Raw genomic sequence first — 20129 nt, forward strand, 5'->3', positions numbered from 1 at the left:
CCGGCCGATGTGCCGTGTGCACGCCAGAGCGCACAGGCGCAGGTGCACGTGGGCGCGCAGTAGCGGCCGCCTCATGCTCGCAGGTGACCACACGTTCATGGTGCGCTCCCTGCCCTGCCTTTTTTCGTGGCATCGCTATGATGGCGGCTGGCATCGGAGATCACCTGGCTGGCCTTTTCGTCATTCAGCCCGCCACCCAGCGCCAGCATCAGGCCGGCATGGGCATCCAGCTTGTCGGCTTCCAGTTGCAGCATGGCTTCGCGTTGCGTCAGCACCACCTCATGCGTTGCCAGCACGTGCTCATAATTGGTGAGGCCAGCCTTGTAATGCCTGAGGGCGAGCGCATGGGCTTTTTCAGCCGTGGCCAGCGCTTCCTCAGCACTCTTGATCTCGCGCGCATTGGCATTCAGCAACACCAGCTGATTCGAGATGCTTTCCAGGGCTTTCAGTACGATGGCGTTGTAATGCTCCACGGCCATGTCGTAGCTGGCGGTTTGCGCGCTGAGGTTGGCACGGCGGCGGCCGCCATCAAAAACAGGCAGCGAAATGGCCGGCCCCACGCCGGCAATGGCAGCGGCATTGCTGAACAGCTTGCCGAAGCCCAGCGCCTGAAAACCAGCAAATGCCAGCAGATTGATATTGGGGTAAAAACTGGCCTTGGCGCTGGCGATGTATTCCCGCGAGGCCTCAATGCGCCAGCGGCTTGCCAGGATATCCGGACGGCGACCGATCAGGTTGGCAGGCAGCTGGTCGGGCAGGCCTATGGTGGTGTCGTCGTGCAAGACGGGGCGCTGGATATGTTCACCCGCACCGGGACCCTGACCCGACAAGGCGGCCAGCTGATTCTGGATCAGGGCAATGCGTGCTTCAATCTGCTGCACCTTCATGCGGGCCATGGGCAATGGCACTTCGGTTTCGGCAACGGCCAGCTCCGTAGTCAGACCCGCCGACAGTGCCCGGCGGGCAATCGCCACACGGTGCTCCACTTCATGCACATGCTCTTCGGCAATATCGCGCAGCTGGTATTCAAACCCCAGGCGGATATAGCTCCTCACCACGGCATTGACGAGTTCAAGCTGCACCTGTTGCATCTCGGCTGCCGACGCATGGGTTTCGTCCAGCGCGGCCGCCCACATGCCCTTCTGCTTGCCCCACAAATCCAGATCGTAGGCCAGCGATGCGGTGGCGCGGTTGTTCCAGTCGGTATGCCCGGCCCAGGGCGCAGGAATGAATTGCAGCTCGGTAAAACGCTCGCGCGTCATCGTGGTGTCACCACTCATGGTCGGCAAGGTCTGGGCGTGCATGCTGTCCGCATACGCCTGCGCCAGCCCTATGCGAGCTTGCGCCGCCTTGAGATCGGGATTATCGGCAATGGTCTTGGTCACCAATGCATCCAGCTGGGCATCGTGATAGTCCTTCCACCAGGCGGCATTCGGCCATTCGATTTTGGCGGCACTGATCACGGTATCGCCAAGTTCAAGCTGGTTGGCCTGTACCGTCGTCGCCTGCGGGGTAATGCCACGCATGCTGATACAACCAGGCAGTGCAACGAGACTGCATGCGAACAACACGACAAACAGCCGCCGATATGGCAGTGACTGGCCGTTAGCGACAGCATCAGGATGCGCTATGGCATGCGCATTTTGCGGAGTTGAGTCAGGCAGCATGGCAGTCAATTAAAAATATGGAACCATAAAGTATGGATTCAAACTAAATATTCAAAAAAAATGAAAGCAGCTTATTTCATGACATCCACATGCTCGGCCAGCGTTCTGGCATGCGAGATCAGGACATCACGTTGCGACTTGCTCAGGACATCCATCAAGAGCTTCACCTTGTCTATGTAGTCCGGCATCACTTCGTCCAGCTTTTGCAGGCCAGCGGCGCTCAGGCGGATCAGGAATTTGCGCCTGTCATCGTTATTGATCAGGCGCGTGACCAGGCCTTCCCGCTCTAGGCCGTCAATAAAGCCTGTCATGGTGCCTTTGGTGACGCCAGCCTTCTCCGCCAGATCAGAAGGCGATGAAGTGAAATCCTCCTGGCGCATGAGCAATACCAGTACCCACCAGCGGCCTTGCAGCAGGTCATGCTTGCCCAGCAGCTTGTCCAGCGCATCGGAAATATCCGCCGCGGCCCGCAACAAGGCGACAAAATCCGAGATGGCCGAAATATCGGTTTGCGGATAGCGCTGAACAAAACGTTCCAGGCTTTTGGAGGTAGGAAGTTCTTTGAGAAGTAACATGAGGCCATATTAGTATGGCTCCATATTAAATTCAATAAAAATCTTTTTGCTGCCGAATAATTGGCCGCAGTGAATGACGCCCTTGTCTGCATAAATGCATTTACACAGGGTGTGATGGAATGAAAAACGGGAATGCACAGACCACCTGGAGCATGCACAAGCCTGGCACCCATGCCTGCCGGACAGGAGGCATGGGCGCGCGAGATAGAACATCAGGAAAGATCAGCCCAGGCTTTATCCAGGCGTTTGACGGAGACCGGGAACGGCGTTTTCAGCTCTTGCGCAAACAATGAAATACGCAGCTCTTCGATCAACCAGCGGTACTCCTGCAAGGCAGGCGGCACCGGCTGGCCGCTCTTGCGCAAGCTCACCACGCGCTCTTCCCAGCGCTGCCAGACCTGTTGCACCGCTTGCCCATTGCGCGTGTCGCGCTCAATGCCGCCGGGGTATTTCTCCAGCCGCAGGCGCAAGCCTTTGAGATAGCGCGGCACGTGCTGCAGGCGCTCCCACGGCGTCTGGCTGAAAAAGCGCTTGTACAACAGGCGTCCCAGTTGCTCTTCCACTTCTTTTTTGAGGCGTGCCATGGGGCCGGGCAGGCTGCCCAGCTTTTGCATCAGTGGCTGGTATTCGGCAGCTATGGCGGCAGCCAGGCGACTGGCGCCCTCCACCACCGCAGGCAATCGGGTGCGGGCACGCTGCTTGAGATTCATGAAGTCGGCATTGCTGCGCGGCAAGTCGTCCTCGCCGATAAAGGCGCGGTCGGCAATCGCTGTCAGCATGTCGTCGCGCAGTTCATCCGGTGTCATCAGGTTGCGCAGCAGCAAGGCGTATTGGGTAAAGCCCGGCAGGCCTTTCTCCAGCTGCTTCATCTGCTCTTTAAGCTCAAAGCGCATCAGGCGGCGCACCCCGGCGCGGTGCGCATCTTCGGCCGCAGTGGACGTATCAAACAGCTTGACCGCCACACTGTCCTGCTCGTCTTCTATCGCCGGGTAGCCGGTCAGCTGGCGCCCATCACGACTGAAGGTCAGGGTCTTGGGCAGGTCGCCAAAGTCCCATTGCTTGAGCCCGCTCTTCTCGATGGAGGGCGAACTGCTGCGGAAGGTGAGCTGGGCGGCCTGCCCCAATTGTTGTTTCAATGCAGTCCAGTCGCGGCCCATGCCCAGCTCGCGGCCCTTCTCATCCACCACGCGGAAATTCATGTGCAAATGCGCAGGCAAGGCCTCCACATTCAGCTCATCGGCTGACATCTTGAGCCCGGTGCGCTGCTGGATGTAGGCAATCAGCGCGGGAATCAGGGGCGAAGCACCGATCTGCGCCTGCTCCAGAAACCCCGTCACAAACTCCGGTACCGGCACGCACACGCGGCGTAGCGTCTTGGGCAGGGCCTTGATCAGCGCGGTGAGTTTCTCGCGCAGCATGCCGGGCACCAGCCATTCACTGGCAGTCGGGTCCAGCTGATTCAGCAGCGCCAGCGGCACGGTGGCGGTCACACCATCCAGCGGATGCCCCGGTTCAAAGCGGTACTTGAGGACGATCTCGGTGCCATCCAGCGGCATGGATTCGGGGAACTGCGCTTCGGTGACGCCTGCCGCGCCGTGGCGCATCAGCGCATCACGGGTCAGATAAAGCAGACGCGGATTTTCGCGCTCGGCCTCTTCGCGCCACTTTTCAAAGCCTGCGCCATTGATGATGCCCGCCGGGATAATCGCATCGTAAAACGCGAACAGCGCGTGCTCATCCACCAGCACATCCTGGCGGCGTGCCTTGTGTTCCAGCTCTTCGATGTCGGCAATCAGGCGGCGGTTGGCTTCAAAAAACGGCGCGCGCGTGTCGAATTCCATATTCGCCAGCGCTTCGCGCACAAAAATCTCGCGCGCTTCCTGCGGGTTGATCGGCCCGTAATGCACACGTCGCTTGGGAATCACCGTCAGGCCATACAGGCTCACGCGCTCCCACGCCACCACCTGCGCCGGCTTGCGATCCCAGCGCGGATCGGTGTAATGGCTTTGTGTCAGGCTGCGTGCCAGCGGCTCTATCCAGTCCGGCTCGATTTTGGCCACACAGCGCGCATACAGCTTGGTGGTTTCCATCAGCTCGGCCGCCATCACCCACTTGGGGCGCTGCTTTTTCAGGGCCGAACCGGGGGCGATATTGAAGCGGATGCCACGAGCCCCCTGATAGCTTTCCGACTCGCCATCCTTGAAGCCGATATTACCCAGCAAGCCGGACAGCAGCGCCCGGTGTATCTGCTCATAAGAGGCTTCTTTGTCGTTGAGCTTGAACTCCATGTCCTCTGCGATTTCCAGCAGCTGGAAGTACAGCTCGCGCCACTCCTTCATGCGCAGGAAAGACAGGAAATTCTGATGGCACTTGCCCAGCAGCTCCTTGTTGGACTTTTTGGTTTTCAGCGCCTCGTCGTAAAACGCCCACAGCTTGAGGAAGCTCATGAAATCGGACTGCTCGCCAGCAAACTTGGCATGCGCCTGATCGGCGGCTTCGCGCTTGTCCATGGGCCGTTCGCGTGGGTCCTGTATCGCCAGTGCACTGGCGATGATCAGCATCTCCTGCAAACAGCTTTCCTTTTTGGCGGCCAGGATCATGCGGCCCACGCGCGGGTCCAGCGGCAAGCGTGCCAGCTGGTTGCCCAGCTCGGTAATCTGCCGGTCGGCATCCACCGCACCCAGCTCCTGCAACAGCAAGTAGCCATCGGCGATCAGGCGTGAACTCGGTGCCTCGATAAAGGGAAAGTCATTCACATCGCCCAGCCGCAAAGCGGCCATGCGCAGAATCACCGAAGCCAGCGAGGAACGCAGAATCTCGGGGTCGGTAAACTCGGAGCGATTATTGAAATCCTCTTCGTCATACAGGCGCACGCAGATGCCGCTCGACACTCGCCCGCAACGCCCTGCGCGCTGGCGTGCCGCGGCCTGCGAGATTTTCTCGATCTGCAGCTGCTCGACCTTGGCGCGGGCACTGTAACGATTAACCCGCGCCAGGCCGGTATCGATCACGTATTTGATGCCGGGCACGGTAAGCGAGGTTTCGGCCACATTGGTCGCCAGCACGATGCGGCGGGCGCCGCCAGAGCGGAAAATCTTTTGCTGGTCCTCAATCGACAGCCGCGCAAACAGCGGCAGGATTTCCACATGCTTGAGCTTGGGCGAGCGGCCCTGGTATTTGCGCAGATGGTCGGCGGTATCGCGAATCTCACGCTCGCCAGGCAGGAAGACCAGAATATCGCCCTCGCCCAGCCGCATCAGGTCATCGGCCACATCCAGAATCGCTTCTTCCATGGCCTCTTCGGCATCGTCTTCTTCCAGCCAACGCGATTCCACGCGCGGCTTGCGCTTGATGCCCATAAGATCCTGCCCCAGCAGTTCCAGGTCGTCTTCGTCTTCCTGCTCGGGAGGATTTTCCTTGGCAGTAAACCCCGCCTTGCCCAGCGGGCGGTAGCGGACTTCCACTGGATAGGTGCGGCCGGAGACTTCAATCACCGGCGCGCCATCAAAGTGTCGCGAAAAGCGGTCGGCATCGATGGTGGCCGAGGTGACAATCACTTTGAGGTCAGGACGCTTCGGCAATAGCTGCTTGAGATAGCCCAGCAGGAAATCGATGTTCAGGCTGCGCTCGTGCGCCTCGTCGATGATGATGGTGTCATAGGCATTGAGAAACCGGTCGCCCTGCGTCTCCGCCAGCAAAATGCCGTCCGTCATCAGCTTGATATAGCTGCTTTCGGAGAGCTTGTCGTTGAAGCGCACCTTGTAACCCACCGCCTGGCCCAGCGGCGAATTCAGCTCCTGCGCAATGCGCGAGGCCACCGAGCGGGCTGCAATACGCCGCGGCTGGGTATGGCCGATGAGGCCGCTGACGCCGCGGCCCAGCTCCAGGCAAATCTTGGGCAACTGGGTGGTTTTACCCGAGCCGGTTTCCCCGCAAACGATCACCACCTGATGTTTCTGTATGGCGGCGGCAATATCGTCCTTTTTGCCAGAGACCGGCAACTCGGCGGGATAATCCGGCCGGGGCAATGCAGTCTTGCGGGCCTGCAGGCGCGCGACGGAATCGCGCACGCGATTGGCCAGCTCGGCCAGCAGCTTGTCAGGGGATTTTTGCTCAGGCTTCTGCTGATCCAGCTGCGCACGCACCTGCTGCAGGCGCCGACGCAAAGGAAAACGGTCGACCAGCATGCACTCGGGCAGCAGTTTCTCCAGCTGGGTAATGACGTGACGGGGGTTGGTGGTGGTATTCATGGCGGTGTTCATAGGTTGGCGCGATTTTAACATGCACGCCCGCTACCCGGCCGCTCAAGATGGCCGCGCGGGTTTCGCATTCGGCGCAGGCATGGCCTCGCGCAGCATGGCGCCCCGCACCTCAAAGCGTGAAGACTCGCGCAATTTGCCGCTGGCGTCATGCAGACTCAGCACATGGCGACCAGGTATGGGGAACCACGCATAGCGCAGGTCTGCCGTCTGCGAAGTATTGGCAGGCTGTAAATTTTCACTTGCCAACTGGCGCGGCGATGCCAGCTTAAGCGGCGCGACCCGTTTGCCATCCAGCCGCCAATGCCAGCCTGCAGGCAAGGCCGGGGTGGCCTTGAACACCACCCGCTGCTGCGCGGGCGGAATTTCCGGGTCCAGCGCGATAATCGCGCCCTGGCCGGGGTAGGCAATGCTTACCAGCGAATTATCCGCCTGGGCACCCCGCTTATCCTGGCCCAGCTTGCTCGAACGCACATCATCCCCGTCATTGCTCGCCTGCACCAAGGCAAGCTCGGTGCCTTTCAGAAACCACTCCTGCCGGGCCGGTTCAATCGCGGGTTTAAAGCGCACCTGTTGCTGCAGCAGCCCCGCTGGCGGCGTGCGCACGACTGGCGCCAGCAAACGGCCATCGGGATGCGTATGCAGATAATCCATGACTGCACGCCAGACGGGCGCCGCGCCGCTTACGCCAGAGACATCGTGCATGGGCGCGCCATTGGCATTGCCCACCCACACACCGACGGTATAGCGTGCCGTGTAGCCCACGCACCAGTTATCGCGCATATCCTTGCTGGTGCCGGTTTTCACTGCGCTCCAGTAGCGTGTCGCCAGCGCTGAATCCATGCCAAAGGTATGCGCACGGGCATTGTTGTCGGCCAGGATGTCACTCACCACATAACTCGCGGCGGGCGAAAACACTTGCATGGGCTTATCGGCCTTGCCTTTGCTGGCGGACTTGGCCCATTGCATGCGCACCCCACTGTAGCGGCCCTGGTTGGCCAGCGCCCGATAGGCATTGGTGAGGTCGAGCAGGCGCACATCAGCCGCGCCCAGCGCCAGGCTGTAGCCGTAATAGTCCACCGACTCGGTCAGCGTGCTGAAACGCAATTGCTGCAGGCGCGCAAAAAAACGATCCGGCGTGATATGCAGCAGGCTGCGCACGGCGGGCACATTCAGCGAGCTGCCGAGCGCCGTGCGCAGGCTGACCGGGCCCATGAACTGCTTGTCGTAATTCTGCGGAATGTAATCGCCATTGCCGGTACGTATGCGTACCGGACTATCGTCCAGCAGCGAGGCGGCGGTCAGCGCCCGCATGTCCAGCGCCGTAGCATATAAAAACGGCTTGAGGGTAGAGCCCGCCTGGCGTTGCGCCAGCACGCCATCCACCGCGGGTGCGGTCGACAGGGTATCGCTGGAGCCCACCCAGGCCAGCACTTCCCCTGTGCGATTATCCAGCACCAGCACCGCGCCATCCTGCACATTCTGGTTTTCCAGCTGCAGCAGGTTGGCACGCAATTGCCGGGCGGCGTATTGCTGCAGGCGCATGTCCAGCGTGCTGCGCAGGCGCTGCCCCGGCTGCCGCAATAACTGGCGTGCCAGATGCGGCGCCAGGTTGGGCATGGCAGGCTCGAAGGGCGCCACCAGTTTGAGGCTGGCAAACCCTTCCAGATCAGCGCAGGCACGTGCCTGCTGCATCTGCTTCAAAAGCTGGCAGGCACGCTCGGCCACGCGGGCGGGTTTAGCATTGGGTGCGCGCAGCAGCACGGCAGCCATCGCGGCTTCCCGCGCATCCAGCGCCTCCGGGCCTTTGCCAAACAGGCCCTGGCTCATGGCGGCAACGCCTTGCAGCTCGCCACGAAACGGCACCAGGTTGAGATAGGCTTCGAGGATGTCGGATTTTTTCCAGGCATGGTCGAGCTGCAAAGCATCGGCCGACTGCCCGAGCTTTTGCACCAGGCTGCGACGACCATGCATGGCATCCTGCTCTAACAAACCAGCCAGCTGCATGGTAATGGTACTGGCGCCTCTGGTACGGTTATCCCACAGATTGCGCCAACTGGCCGAGGCGACCGCCAGCCAGTCTATGCCCGCATGCTGGTAAAAGCGCTGATCTTCGGAATACAGCAGCGCTTGCAACAAGGCGGGCGACATGGCTTCCAACGGCGTCCACTGCAACCGCCGCACCTGATGATCCAGTCGTAATTGCTGCAGCACCTGCCCATCACGCGCCAGCAGCCAGGCATCGGAAGCCCGGTATTGTGCCTTGACCTCGGCATAGCCGGGCAAGGCCATCGCCATGCCCGGCAGCAGGCCAAGCAGCAAACCGAGCGTGGCAAGCAGTGCCCGCCGACGGGGCTGTCGCTGCGGCTTTGTCTTTTGCCAGGTCAGGTTTCGCATCGTCACGACCAGTGTCATGCGGCCCTAACGCACATCCAGCTTGGCATTGGGTAGCTGACCAAACACCTCGGGTGCATACATGGCCTCCACCCGCGTCGGCGGCAGGCTGAACGTACCGGGGTTATTGAGCCGCACGGTGTATTCGTACCAGAAGTGCCCCTGCGGTGCGAACGCGTAATACGCCCGGAAAAACGCCAGCCCGCGCTCGGTGTAGCTCGGTGCCAGACTATCCTCATTGGCCTGGTTTTCACCAGCCTGGGCAATGCGCGAATCCCGCGCCGTGTTGCCGAGGATGCTGGCGCCAGCCGGTATCGGATCAGTCAGCACCACCCAGCTGAGATCATGCTGGCTATCGACATCCACCCGGATACGCATCAGGTCACCGCGACTCCACTGCCCCGGCACTTTCTGCTCAATCGCCGTCACCCGACGCTGAATGCGGTAGCCATTGCTGGCCGGTTTATCAGGGATAGCCGCCGTCACCAGCAGATTGAGCCAGGGCTTGCCGGTGCCGCTATGCGTCACTTGCAGATTAGAGGTCGGCGCAGATGCCCATGGCAGGAACAGGCTGGCGGCCGTGGCATCCGGGCCGGTTGGCGTGCCCTGGGGAGACCAGTCATAACGTTTTTGCTGTGCGCCCAGCGTGGCTTCCGTCAGCCCGCTGACCGGCTCGGACTCAAATTGCCGGCTGAATTTCTGCAAGGCCAGACGGCCCCAGGCATTGGCCAGCGTGGTATGCCAGTGGCCCTTCTGCTGGCGCATCAGCGCACCGCGCAGCATGGCAGGCATATCCGCCTTCCAGGCCGGGTCATCCATCAGCAAGGCGGTCAGGCGCGTGGCATTCACTTCGCCATCCACCATGGCCCACCACCATGCGTCATTCTCCTCGCCATCAAAGCTCAGGCGGCCGCCCACATTTTGCAGGCGGTTGCGCAACTCGCGCGACACCTGCTGCAGACGCTCATCGCGCTGGCTGGCATCCAGCACGTGACGCAAGATGGCATACCAGTCGATCAGGCTGGTGGTCGGCATCTGGATGGGCTTGAACTCAAACGCCTCGAGCGAGCGGCCATGCACACTGCCGGTATACGACAAAGCCGCCAGCGCCGACAACCGACGCTCGCTCAGGTAACGGTTGCTACCGCCATGCGGCTGGCTGCGCCCCTCGACAAAATCCAGCAGCGCCTTGCGCATGCCTTGCTCCACCGATGGCGGCAGAGACACGCCATTTTCATAGGCCATGGTCAGCACATAGGCCGTGAGCGCATCACTGCCGTATGGCATGCCAGGGAAATACGCCAGATAGCCCTGGGTATCCTGATAGCCCGCCAGCTTGGTGGCGATATTCTGCCAACGCGTGGCGTCCATGAGACCAGTGGCAATCGAGGTCTGCTGTTCCAGGCAGCTGAACGGGTAAGCGTTGAAGTAACGCTCGATGCCTGCGGTCTGCTGCCCCAGGCTGGCGCTGAGCTTGAGTTGCAGCCCACCCTTGCCGGGGATGGCCCCGGCAGGTAAGGCAGTCGGCAGATTCAAGGGCTGCTCAAGCTGCATGAAGCTGGCCTGCTGCACCGTCACCGGCACGCGTGGCAATACCTTTTGCGGAATCTCCAGCCTGTCCAGCGGCTTGCCTTGATCGTCCAGCGCTTCTATGGTCCAACGCTGCGAGGTGCTGTTATCCGGCACCTCCACCGGCCAGCGCAGCTCCTGGGACGCCCCGGCAGCCAGCGTCACCGCTTGCGATGTCCACTGTTTTTGCTCGGTGCGCGCATTGAGTTTCAGCGACATCGGTTTGGCGGTGGTGTTGCGCAGTGTGATGATGGCCTGATAGCGATCACTTTCACGCACCATGGGCGGCAGGCCGGAGGTCAGTTGCAAGGCCTGCCGACTGACGATTTCTGCCTGCCCGGTACCAAAATAACCTTCGTTCACATCGGCAATCGCCACCACCTTGAATGCGGTCAAGGCATCATTGACGCGGAAACGCACCGTGGCCATGCCCTGGCTATCGAGCTTGACGTGCGGGTTCCAGTACAGCAGCGTGTTGAACAGCTCGCGCGTGGCGAACTTGCCGCCACCGCCACCTGCAGGCAGGGCCTTCTTGCCATAGTGACGCTTGCCAACCACCTGCATCTGCGCGCTGGCCGTGTTGATGAGATAGGCCCGCTCGTCCATCATGTTGTCCAGCAGGCTCCAGCTGTTATTGGGGGATAACTCCAGCAAGGCCCTGTCCACCGCCACCAGCGCCACTTCAGCACCTGCGGGCGCCGGTTTGCCATTGGGCAGCCGCACCTTGATCTTGGCAGTCACCATGTCGCGTGGCCGATACTCCTGCTTGTCGGTCTGCACATCGACATTGAGACGAGCGCCATCCGTCCCCACCGCGATATGGGTCAGGCCAAACTTGAAGGCGGGCTTGCCGAGATCAACCAGCGCCGTGGGCTGCGGCATGCCATCGCGCCACGCCTGCCACCAATCCACCGGGCTATGCCAGCCCCACTGGAAGAAGCTGTACCACGGCACCTCGGTCAGGCGACCGCGCACCGCCAGCACCGAGACATACACATTCGGTCCCCAGCTGTCTTCAATCGGAATCTCCACCACAGCATTGCGTCGATACAGCGGACGCACCATGGTCTTGATGATGCCCTCGCGCTCCACCGCAATCAGCGCCGTGGCCTGATGAAATGGCGTGTGCACATGCAAACGGGCGATCTCGCCAACCTTGTATTCACGTTTTTCCGGGATCACTTCCATGCGGTCCTGATCGCCCTGCGCATACCAGATATCGGTGGCATCGCTCACCCAGAAGCCGCTCTCGGCCACCATGGGCCGCCCGGCATCATCCACCGCGCGTGCCGTCAGGACTATCTGCCCGCTGCCCTTGATATCCACCTGGCATTGCACCAGGCCTTTAGCATCACTCACGCCTTGGCACAGCGTGCCAAGGTCTTCGCTGCCCTGCTCGGTTTCGTAGCTGTAAAAGCCGCCGAGGATGCGCTTGCGATGCACAAAATCCCACTTGCGCTCGCCGTGCAGGGTGACCTTGACGCCGGCCCTGGGTTTGCCTGCGGTATCCAGCACCACTGCCTGCACCTTGCGCCTGGCCTGCATGCCTGCCCAATCCTTCACCTGCAGGCCCAGCGCCAGACTGGCAGGCCAGATATCGGTACTGCCCGCCAGCGTCTGTATCTCGCCATTGGGGTCGGTAAAGGTCATTTCCGTCTGCAATTGCAACGGCTGCCCGGCGGCATTGCCCACGGCAGTCACCGGCACTTGCAGGCGACCGCTGCCCAGGCGGTCCAGCTTGACGGCCTGGCGGTCGAGCACCAGCTTCTGCAGCGGCTCGCCACGTAGCTGCGCACCGAAACTGAAGTCCGGATAGGCAGCAAAGGAGTACTGCCCGGAGTTCAACATGGCAGATACCTGCACCTGCTGGCCGCTGGCCGCGCCGCCATTCAGGTAATTGAGCGATAGCCGTACGGGGATGGCACTGGCGCCGGCGTAGCGCATTTTTTCAGATTGCACGCTGCCCTTGTAAGCGGGCAGGCGGAATTCGGACACCCGAAACTGGCCGACATAATCCCACTGCCCGGCCATCTTGATGCCATAACTGCCGATGGGGGCATCCTCTGGAATCTGCCATTGCGTGATGGCATCGCCACGTGCATCCCATTCCAGCGGTATCTCCACCGAGTAATCGCCGCCGATCAGCTCCAGCGTCACACTGTCCGGCAAGGACTCTTGGGGGTAACGGAAGCCACGGAAATCCTCCATCCGCGCGATATGCTTCATGGACACGGTTTCGCCCGCACGCAGCATGGTGCGGTCGAGGATGGTCTGCATCTTGAGGCCTTGCTGCGGGGCCCAGGTGCGCACATTAAAGCGCCATGGCTCTATGCCACGATCCCAGTCGGACTGCACAAAGGAAAAATCCTCGCCCAGTTTTGCAGTGGCAAAGTACACCCAGGCGCCGGGGCACTTGTGATGCTCCGGCAGGGCCTCAGGGTAGCCCGCAATGCCCTGGGCATCGGTTTTGCCCTGCCAGAAGCGGTGGCCCTGGCAATCCAGCAAGGCAACGTCAGCGCCTGGAACCGGCTTGCCGCTGGAGAGCGAGGTCACCCAGACCAGACTGTTGTCGCGGCCGGTCTTGAGGTGCACTGCCATGTCGGTCACCAGCGCCTGACTGCGCACATACATGGGCTTGGCCTCGCTGAGCAGTGCATTGCCCAACACCTGGCTGCGAATTTCCACCACGTAAAAGCCGGGCTTTTGCAGCGGAATACCCACGACTTCAAACGCCTTGCCATTGGCCGGTCTGGGCATGGCACGTTCCGGCGCAGTATCGTAACGGCCTTCCAGGAAAGACAGCTCACGCGGATACAACATATCCGTGTAAGGCCTGAATTCTTCGACCGTATCGCCATCGAGCGTGCGCTGTTTCATGCGGGGCGAGGGTTTGTTGACTTCACGAGTCTGGCTTTCAAAGCGCCGCAGATCCGCCATCACCTGCAAGGCCACTTCCGGATCCTGCTGGCGCAGCACGCGCATGCCGATGCGGCTTTCCATATTGCGGATGGTGACCGGCAGAACACCGCCTTCCTTCAGCTCCAGCACGCCAAAATTGGCAGCAAATTTGGCCAGTGGCGGCAACAGCGCCGTGCGCAGCTTGAGCGGAAAGCTGCTGACATTGCTGAGCGTGCGGCCGCTGGCATCGCGCAGATTCCTGGGCAGAGTCAGCTCATAGGCCGCATCTGGCTTGAACGGGCCCTTGAACAGCACGCTGATAAGCTGATCCTGCTCTGCCACCCGGTAGGAAGACGCCGCGCCGGGGTGCTGGGCATTGAGTGCCTTGGCACGCGCCGGGCTGATCTCCACGGGCGCCTGGGATTTGCCCGCGCCAACCAGCCGTATCTGCTCCAGCTGTGCCAGACTGACCGATTCACTGAAACGCAGCTCGATATCCGATAACGGGGAGCATGGCGCGTTCGGCTTTTCGCGCGTGCAACTCAGCTCGGCGCGAAACACCGGCCGCACCTGGTAGGTCACCGACTCGCGCTGGGTGGACTTACCGCCCGACATACTTTCGATGCCGGCATCCCACACCAGCTGCATGCGACTACCCGGTGCCAGGGGGCGCTGGCAACGCAGGCCCAGCGCGTTTGACGACACGTCCAGTTGCAAGGTTTGTAGCGCGGTCTTCAGCTGGGCCGCCGACAATGTGCGCACGGGAATGCGCTCGCTCACGCCCTCGGGAGCGCACCAGGCATGCTGCTCCACGCTTTGCGGCTTGATGGCAAACGGTGTCTCGACGATGAACACCTGGTCTTCTTCAATCGGGTTGTACGACTCCGGCAGCACATGCTTCAGCCACGGGCCAGCCATGAAGAAGCGGAACGGTGCCGTCCCGGTGTATGCCTCGCCATCCAGCGACTTGAGATCGCGGCGCGGAGTGAACTGGCACTGCGCACCGGCGTCCAGCTTGCCGCTAAGGCGATAAACCCAGGTACGGCTATCCTGCCAGCGCCCTTCCCCTGACACTGGGCAGTCAATATCGAAGGGGACGGCCGCTTCCGCATCGCCCATTTTCACCATGTCCACATTGAAAATCGCGGTGGCCTGGTTCACCTTGCGCACCTCGCCCTGCGGTGAAAAATCACGCACCTCAACCGCGGCTGAGGCCAGACCGTGCATCAGCAGTCCACTAAGCAGGACAAACATGGAGGAAATTTTCAGCATGAGCAAGGCTCTCCTGACGAATAGATAACGACAACAAGCAAGGGCTTATTGTCCAGGGTGGTGGTGAATTCTGTGTGATATTAAGACGGGCGCCCCGATATCCAGCGCTTACTTGATCACGCAGTCTTCAAGCCCGGTGTTGCCGCCCTTGAATTCGGGCTCGAAATAGAATTTGTGAAAGCGCCATTTGCCCACTTTGGTCTTCTTCATGACGGCAATCCCCGTGCCGTAATCATGCGTGGTCGGGTCCTGCAGGCCAAAGTGCATGGCAACATGGCGGCCGTTGGCAGCGGCGTGACCAAGGTAGGTACCGTAGTCAGGCACTTCCAGCTTGAAATCATAGCTGGCATAGCTGCCGCGGCTATGTTCGGGCTTGAGCGTCATGGTGACGGTACCGGTATAAGCTCCCTCGTGTGCATCATCGCCTGTGCATTGGTATACCCCGCTGAAATCCTCGCCGGTGAATTTGCCTGCCGGAGCCTTGGCCTGGGCCTGCAGCGGCAATGCAATGGAAACCAGAAGCATGAGACTAGCCAATGAAAAACGCGACATACCTTCCCCTTTTTTGAAAAATGACGATGAACCTGCATGGCCACTTGGCCAGATCCAGGCGCAGTGAACACAGCGGAACTCACTGGCTGGTGCATTATCGAATTATCATACCGCTACCTGCATGAATAATCTGTAGCCACCCTCTGTTACCACCATGGGAGTCCTCTTTGCATTCTGTTTTCAAACCTTTTAGCTCGGCATTGCGCTATCTCAATTGCATGCGCCAGCTCTTCACCAGTGCCATCGTCGCCTGGTTTGCCCACCGCGCCACCAGCAAGGGCGCGGCCCTGGCGTTTTATACGATTTTTTCGCTGACGCCTATTCTGGTGCTGGTGATTGCGGTAACCGGTTATTTTCTGGGCGAGCAAGCCGCCCAGGGCCATGTGATTGACGAGTTGTCCATGCTAGTCGGCGAAAGCGGTGCACGCGTGATCAGTTCGCTGCTGGCAGCCTCCAGCAACCATACGTCGGGCATGATTGCCTCGGTGGTCGCGGCATTGCTGATTTTCATCGGGGCTACCACGGTATTTGCCGAACTGAAGGCCAGCCTGGATGAAATCTGGGAAGTGGAGAAAGCCGTCGTCAGCAATAAACATGCATTCAAGCAACTGCTGATCACGCGCCTGACCTCGTTCGGCCTGATCATCATCCTCTCCGCCTTGTTGATGAGCTCATTGCTGGCAAGCGCCGGGCTTGGCCTGATCGAGCATTACGCCAATTATTTCCTGGGGGGCTATCTGGATTTCCTGCTGAAGCACATGGCGATTTTCAAATACATTTCGACCCTGCTGTCGTTTGCGGTAATTACCGCCATGTTTGCCGTCGTCTACAAGATGCTGCCGGATGTGCGGCTGTCGTGGTCGGATGTGGTGGTAGGCGCCGTGCTGACGGCCTTGCTATTTGGCCTGGGTAAATTGCTGATCGGCATGTATTTGAGCCGCAGCGGCATTTCATCCAGTTTTGGCGCGGCGGGCTCGCTGATCGCGCTGTTACTGTGGATTTATTACTCCGCGCAGATTTTCTTTTTCGGCGCCGAGGTCACCCGGCAATTTGCCCTCACTTACGGCAGTCTGAAAGAGCAAAACGACCAGCTCTAAACCTCAGCCGGCATGAAGCGGGAGCGCAAATCCTCCAGATTGAGCTCCTGCAGTATCTGCGCCAGCCGCTCACGCGCATTGCGCCGCGGATTGTTCTTGTAACGGGCAATGATCAGCTCGTTTTTCATGGAATGCTCCCAGCCGACCAGTTCGGTCACCGTCACCTGATAGCCATGCGCCTCAAGCTGCAGGCAGCGCAGCACATTGGTGATCTGACTGCCAAATTCGCGGGTATGAATCGGGTGACGCCAGATTTCCGATAGCGGCGTTTTGCCAAAGGACTCATTCTTGCGCTTGCGCAGCACCTCGGCCACTTCGGCCTGACAGCACGGCACCAGCACCATGAATTGCGCCTGCTTTTGCAGGCCAAACTGTATCGCATCATCCGTGGCGGTATTGCAGGCATGCAAGGCGGTCACAATCTCCACTTTCGGCGGCAAGGCCGTCGACCGCATGGCTTCTTCCACCGACAAATGGTGAAACTGCATGCGATCAAATCCCAGCTCCGATGCCAGCTGACGGGATTTTTCCACCAGCTCGGCACGCGTTTCCACGCCCACTACCTGCCCGTCCGCCTGCTGTTTCATGAAAAGGTCGTAAAGAATAAACCCCAGGTAGGATTTGCCTGCTCCGTGATCCACCAGCATGGGCGAGGGATTGCCCTGCATGACTTCCTGCAGCAAAGGCTCAATGAACTGGTAGAGGTGATACACCTGCTTCAGCTTGCGGCGTGTGTCCTGGTTGAGCTTGCCGTCGCGCGTCAGGATATGCAACTCCTTGAGCAAGGCGATGGATTGATGGGGGTGGATTTCGGGGATGAGCGTCATGGCGGCATTTTATCATTCTCTTGTCGCGACTTTCTGTCATCGCAACTTTAGTCCCCGTTGTTTGCTTGCGACACAGTCGTCCACCACTTTGTAAATAGAATGTAAATGTCATTTTCCCAATCTTGAAAACAAGAACTATTCTCAAATATAATAATAACCATAAATAAAAGAGTGTTAATACACACAATAATGGTATGCAACACATGCCGCCTCATCATCAATCGTCAGGAAAAATTAATGAAGATCAATCGGGTTGTTTTATTTACATTGGGCGCCCTCTTCGCCATGAGCCCTGCAGTACAGGCAGGTGAAGGCAATTTCGGCTGGATTTATACGCTGGATTTGCAGCCCAAGGGCAGCTATGAATTTGAGCAGCGCATGCAGTGGAACCATCGTCAGGAAGGTGGTCGTTACGAGAACTTCGACATGCGCAGTGAAATCGAATATGGCTTGTCGGACAATGTGCAGATTGCCGGTTACGTCAATACCAACTACGTCAATGCCAACCAGAATGACCGCTTTGGTGAGACCGCAGGCTCACGCATTCCAGAGAGCATCGACACCTCGAGCAGTTACAGCAAATTCCGCTACGAGAGCGTATCGACCGAACTGATCTGGCGCATCACCAATCCGTACACTGACTGGATTGGCATCGGCCTTTACTTCGAACCCACACTGGGCTACGACAACAAGTCCTTTGAGTATCGTCTGCTGCTGCAGAAAAATCTCATGGATGACAAACTCATTCTGGCCAGTAATCTGGTCTTTGAAACAGAACGCGATGAGGTTGCCTCCAATTCGACCCCGGAAAAAGCCTCGCACGCCGATTTGCTGATGGGTGCCAGTTATCGCTTTGCCCCCAAATGGTCTGGTGGCCTGGAGTATCGCTATCACAACGACTACGCGGGTTACTTCTATCAGGATGTCACCCAGCATGGCCATTTCATCGGCCCCAACCTGCATTACGGAACGCAGAAATGGTGGGCCACCGTGGCCTGGCGCCACCAGCTCAAGTCGGGCTCATGCATGAACGCTGGCGAATTTGAATGCTCCAGTGGCTATGTAAATGATGATCATGGCCGCGACGAATTCATGTTCAAATTCGGCATTCCCCTTTAATTTTCTCATGGGATAAGGGGCTGACCTGCATGCGCATGCGGGTCAGCCCGCCCATTAACCTGTTCAGGGACATCCATCATGTCTTCCAATCGCCTGCCATTGGCCCTTTTTGGCGTTTGCCTGGTTGCCTCGCAATCTTCGTATGCCGAGGTATTTTTCACGACTGAGACCGTACAAAAAGCGCTCTACCCACACGCCTCCCGCTTTGAAACAAAACACCTGAGTCTGACGCCCGAGCAGATCAAGAAAGTGGAAGACAGCTCTCCCACCAGCACGCCCATCCCCAATCATCTTTTTGAGGTATTTGAGGGAGACAAGCATGTGGGTTACCTGGTCATCGACAAGGTGTTGGGGCGGCATGAGTTCATTACCTATGCGGTTGCCATCAATCTGGCAGGCGAGGTACAGGGCATAGAGGTGATGGAATATCTGGAAAGCTACGGTCAGCAGATCCGTAATGAGAAATGGCGCGCGCAGTTCACCGGCAAAAAGAAAAGCGATAGCGTCAAACTCAACGGCGACATACAGAATATTGCCGGCGCCACCTTATCCTGCAAGCACATTACCGAAGGCATACGCCGCATGCTCACGCTCTATGACGTCGCCATTAGAAAAACATAAACGGGCCACCATCGCGCTGGGCACGCTAGTAGAGGTCAGCCTCTGGCTTGCCCCCGGCAGCGATCCCGCCCCCTTTTTCCAGACGGCTTATCAAGCCATCCGGCAAGTGCATGCATTGATGAGCGTGCATGACGACCATAGCGACCTCGGTCGCTACCGTCTGGCAGCGGCTGGTCAGCAAGTGACCATTGATGCCCATACCTGCCAGGTACTGGAATTTGCAGAATCCCTCTGGCAACTCAGCGATGGCATGTTTGATGTATGCATTGGCGATGTGCTGGCGCGCGAAGGTTATCTGCCTGAAGAATGGGGCCACCCTCATGCACCATCTTCCATTTCACGCCGACAAACCCTTGAAATAACAACGAATGAAAACGGTACTGCCAGTCTCAGGAAGCAGGCCGATACCCTGATTGATCTGGGCGGCATCGCCAAAGGCTATGCGATAGACTTGGCGATCACGGCATTGGAGGCGAGTGGCGCTCCTTCCGCGCTGGTCAATGCTGGCGGGGATATGCGAATTTATGGTCCGATAGAGGCGCCGATACACCGCCGCCAGGATGAGATGTATGTACCGCTGGGCCATCTGCATAATCAGGCGCTGGCCACCTCCGGGCAGCCGAGCAATCGTGACAGCGCACCGGACAAGCTGCCGATTGTCGACCCCAAGACCCGGGAATGCCTCCCAGCACTCATGCACCCGATCAGCATAGTGGCCAATACCGCGATGGTAGCCGATGCCCTGACCAAACTGGCATGGTTAAATGCATTGAATCCCCCCATGCTGGAGCGCTATCATGCCCGCCTCATCCACTGATTGTGCAAGCTGATGCGTCCTTCCCGATTTACCAAAAAAATACTGTATCCATCCCTGCTCCTGATCGCGGTTTCTGGCATCACCTGGCTGATCGGGCATTATTTTATGGAAATCCAGGGCGAGTTCGGCCCGGAAAAGCACCCGCTTGAAATCTGGTCGCTGCGCTTGCATGGTTTTTTTGCCCTGTTTGGCCTGCTCTGCCTGGGCATGTTGCTGGAGCATCACATCAAGACGTATCTCAAGCATCGCAAGCGCTGGTGGACAGGCCTGCCTTTGCTGGCAGTGTGGGTTTGGCTGATCATCAGCGGCTATCTGCTGTATTACCTTATTGATGATCAATGGCACAATACATTCAGCCTCGGGCACTGGATCATTGGTCTAATTTCGGTTTTGGCGGCATACTTGCACATTGTTGGCAAAAAATACTAGCCAGCCTTCATACAACACATCCTTAAAACCGCA

General features: G+C 59.1%; 12 protein-coding genes. 5 read left to right on the forward strand and 7 right to left on the reverse strand.

Annotated elements, in window-relative coordinates:
* Nucleotides 1–95: 95 nt before the first annotated feature.
* The 6 genes from LG203_RS05350 to LG203_RS05375 form a co-directional block, all read right to left on the reverse strand.
* The gene (locus LG203_RS05350; protein WP_230344821.1) at nucleotides 96–1667 is read right to left on the reverse strand and encodes an efflux transporter outer membrane subunit; all 1572 of its coding nucleotides are present in this window, start codon (nucleotides 1665–1667) and stop codon (nucleotides 96–98) included.
* Nucleotides 1668–1738: 71 nt separating this feature from the next.
* Nucleotides 1739–2242, reverse strand: a complete 504-nt coding sequence (locus LG203_RS05355) for a MarR family winged helix-turn-helix transcriptional regulator (protein WP_230344822.1) — start codon at nucleotides 2240–2242, stop codon at nucleotides 1739–1741.
* A gap of 212 nt (nucleotides 2243–2454) precedes the next feature.
* Nucleotides 2455–6492 (reverse strand): ATP-dependent RNA helicase HrpA, encoded by a 4038-nt coding sequence (gene hrpA, locus LG203_RS05360; protein WP_230344823.1) that lies wholly within the window; start codon nucleotides 6490–6492, stop codon nucleotides 2455–2457.
* Between the two features lie 54 nt (nucleotides 6493–6546).
* Nucleotides 6547–8898: a penicillin-binding protein 1C gene (pbpC, locus tag LG203_RS05365; RefSeq protein ID WP_230345038.1), complete on the reverse strand. Its 2352-nt coding sequence runs from the start codon at nucleotides 8896–8898 to the stop codon at nucleotides 6547–6549.
* A gap of 24 nt (nucleotides 8899–8922) precedes the next feature.
* Nucleotides 8923–14634 (reverse strand): alpha-2-macroglobulin family protein, encoded by a 5712-nt coding sequence (locus tag LG203_RS05370; protein ID WP_230344824.1) that lies wholly within the window; start codon nucleotides 14632–14634, stop codon nucleotides 8923–8925.
* Between the two features lie 108 nt (nucleotides 14635–14742).
* The gene (locus LG203_RS05375) at nucleotides 14743–15186 is read right to left on the reverse strand and encodes a hypothetical protein (protein WP_230344825.1); all 444 of its coding nucleotides are present in this window, start codon (nucleotides 15184–15186) and stop codon (nucleotides 14743–14745) included.
* A 167-nt stretch (nucleotides 15187–15353) separates the two neighbouring features.
* Here LG203_RS05375 and LG203_RS05380 point away from each other — a divergent pair, with 167 nt between their 5' ends.
* Nucleotides 15354–16283: a YihY/virulence factor BrkB family protein gene (locus tag LG203_RS05380; protein ID WP_230344826.1), complete on the forward strand. Its 930-nt coding sequence runs from the start codon at nucleotides 15354–15356 to the stop codon at nucleotides 16281–16283.
* On the opposite strand, the gene LG203_RS05385 is transcribed toward LG203_RS05380, so the two are convergent.
* On the reverse strand, nucleotides 16280–17110 hold the full coding sequence (locus LG203_RS05385) for a class I SAM-dependent methyltransferase (RefSeq protein ID WP_230344827.1): 831 nt from the start codon (nucleotides 17108–17110) through the stop codon (nucleotides 16280–16282). The two genes, LG203_RS05380 and LG203_RS05385, sit on opposite strands and share 4 nt — an antisense overlap.
* Before the next feature lie 237 nt (nucleotides 17111–17347).
* Between LG203_RS05385 and LG203_RS05390 the strand changes: the two genes are divergently transcribed.
* The 4 genes from LG203_RS05390 to LG203_RS05405 all read left to right on the forward strand — a co-directional run bounded on the left by LG203_RS05390 (nucleotide 17348) and on the right by LG203_RS05405 (nucleotide 20096).
* Nucleotides 17348–18229 (forward strand): DUF6662 family protein, encoded by an 882-nt coding sequence (locus LG203_RS05390; protein ID WP_230344828.1) that lies wholly within the window; start codon nucleotides 17348–17350, stop codon nucleotides 18227–18229.
* A gap of 78 nt (nucleotides 18230–18307) precedes the next feature.
* Nucleotides 18308–18850 (forward strand): FMN-binding protein, encoded by a 543-nt coding sequence (locus tag LG203_RS05395; RefSeq protein WP_230344829.1) that lies wholly within the window; start codon nucleotides 18308–18310, stop codon nucleotides 18848–18850.
* Nucleotides 18825–19667, forward strand: a complete 843-nt coding sequence (locus LG203_RS05400; RefSeq protein ID WP_230344830.1) for an FAD:protein FMN transferase — start codon at nucleotides 18825–18827, stop codon at nucleotides 19665–19667. Before LG203_RS05395 ends, LG203_RS05400 begins: the two co-directional genes overlap by 26 nt.
* Nucleotides 19668–19679: 12 nt before the next feature.
* On the forward strand, nucleotides 19680–20096 hold the full coding sequence (locus tag LG203_RS05405) for a hypothetical protein (protein WP_230344831.1): 417 nt from the start codon (nucleotides 19680–19682) through the stop codon (nucleotides 20094–20096).
* Nucleotides 20097–20129: the final 33 nt, after the last annotated feature.

This window comes from Methylovorus mays, assembly GCF_020531915.1.
Lineage (GTDB): Bacteria > Pseudomonadota > Gammaproteobacteria > Burkholderiales > Methylophilaceae > Methylovorus > Methylovorus mays.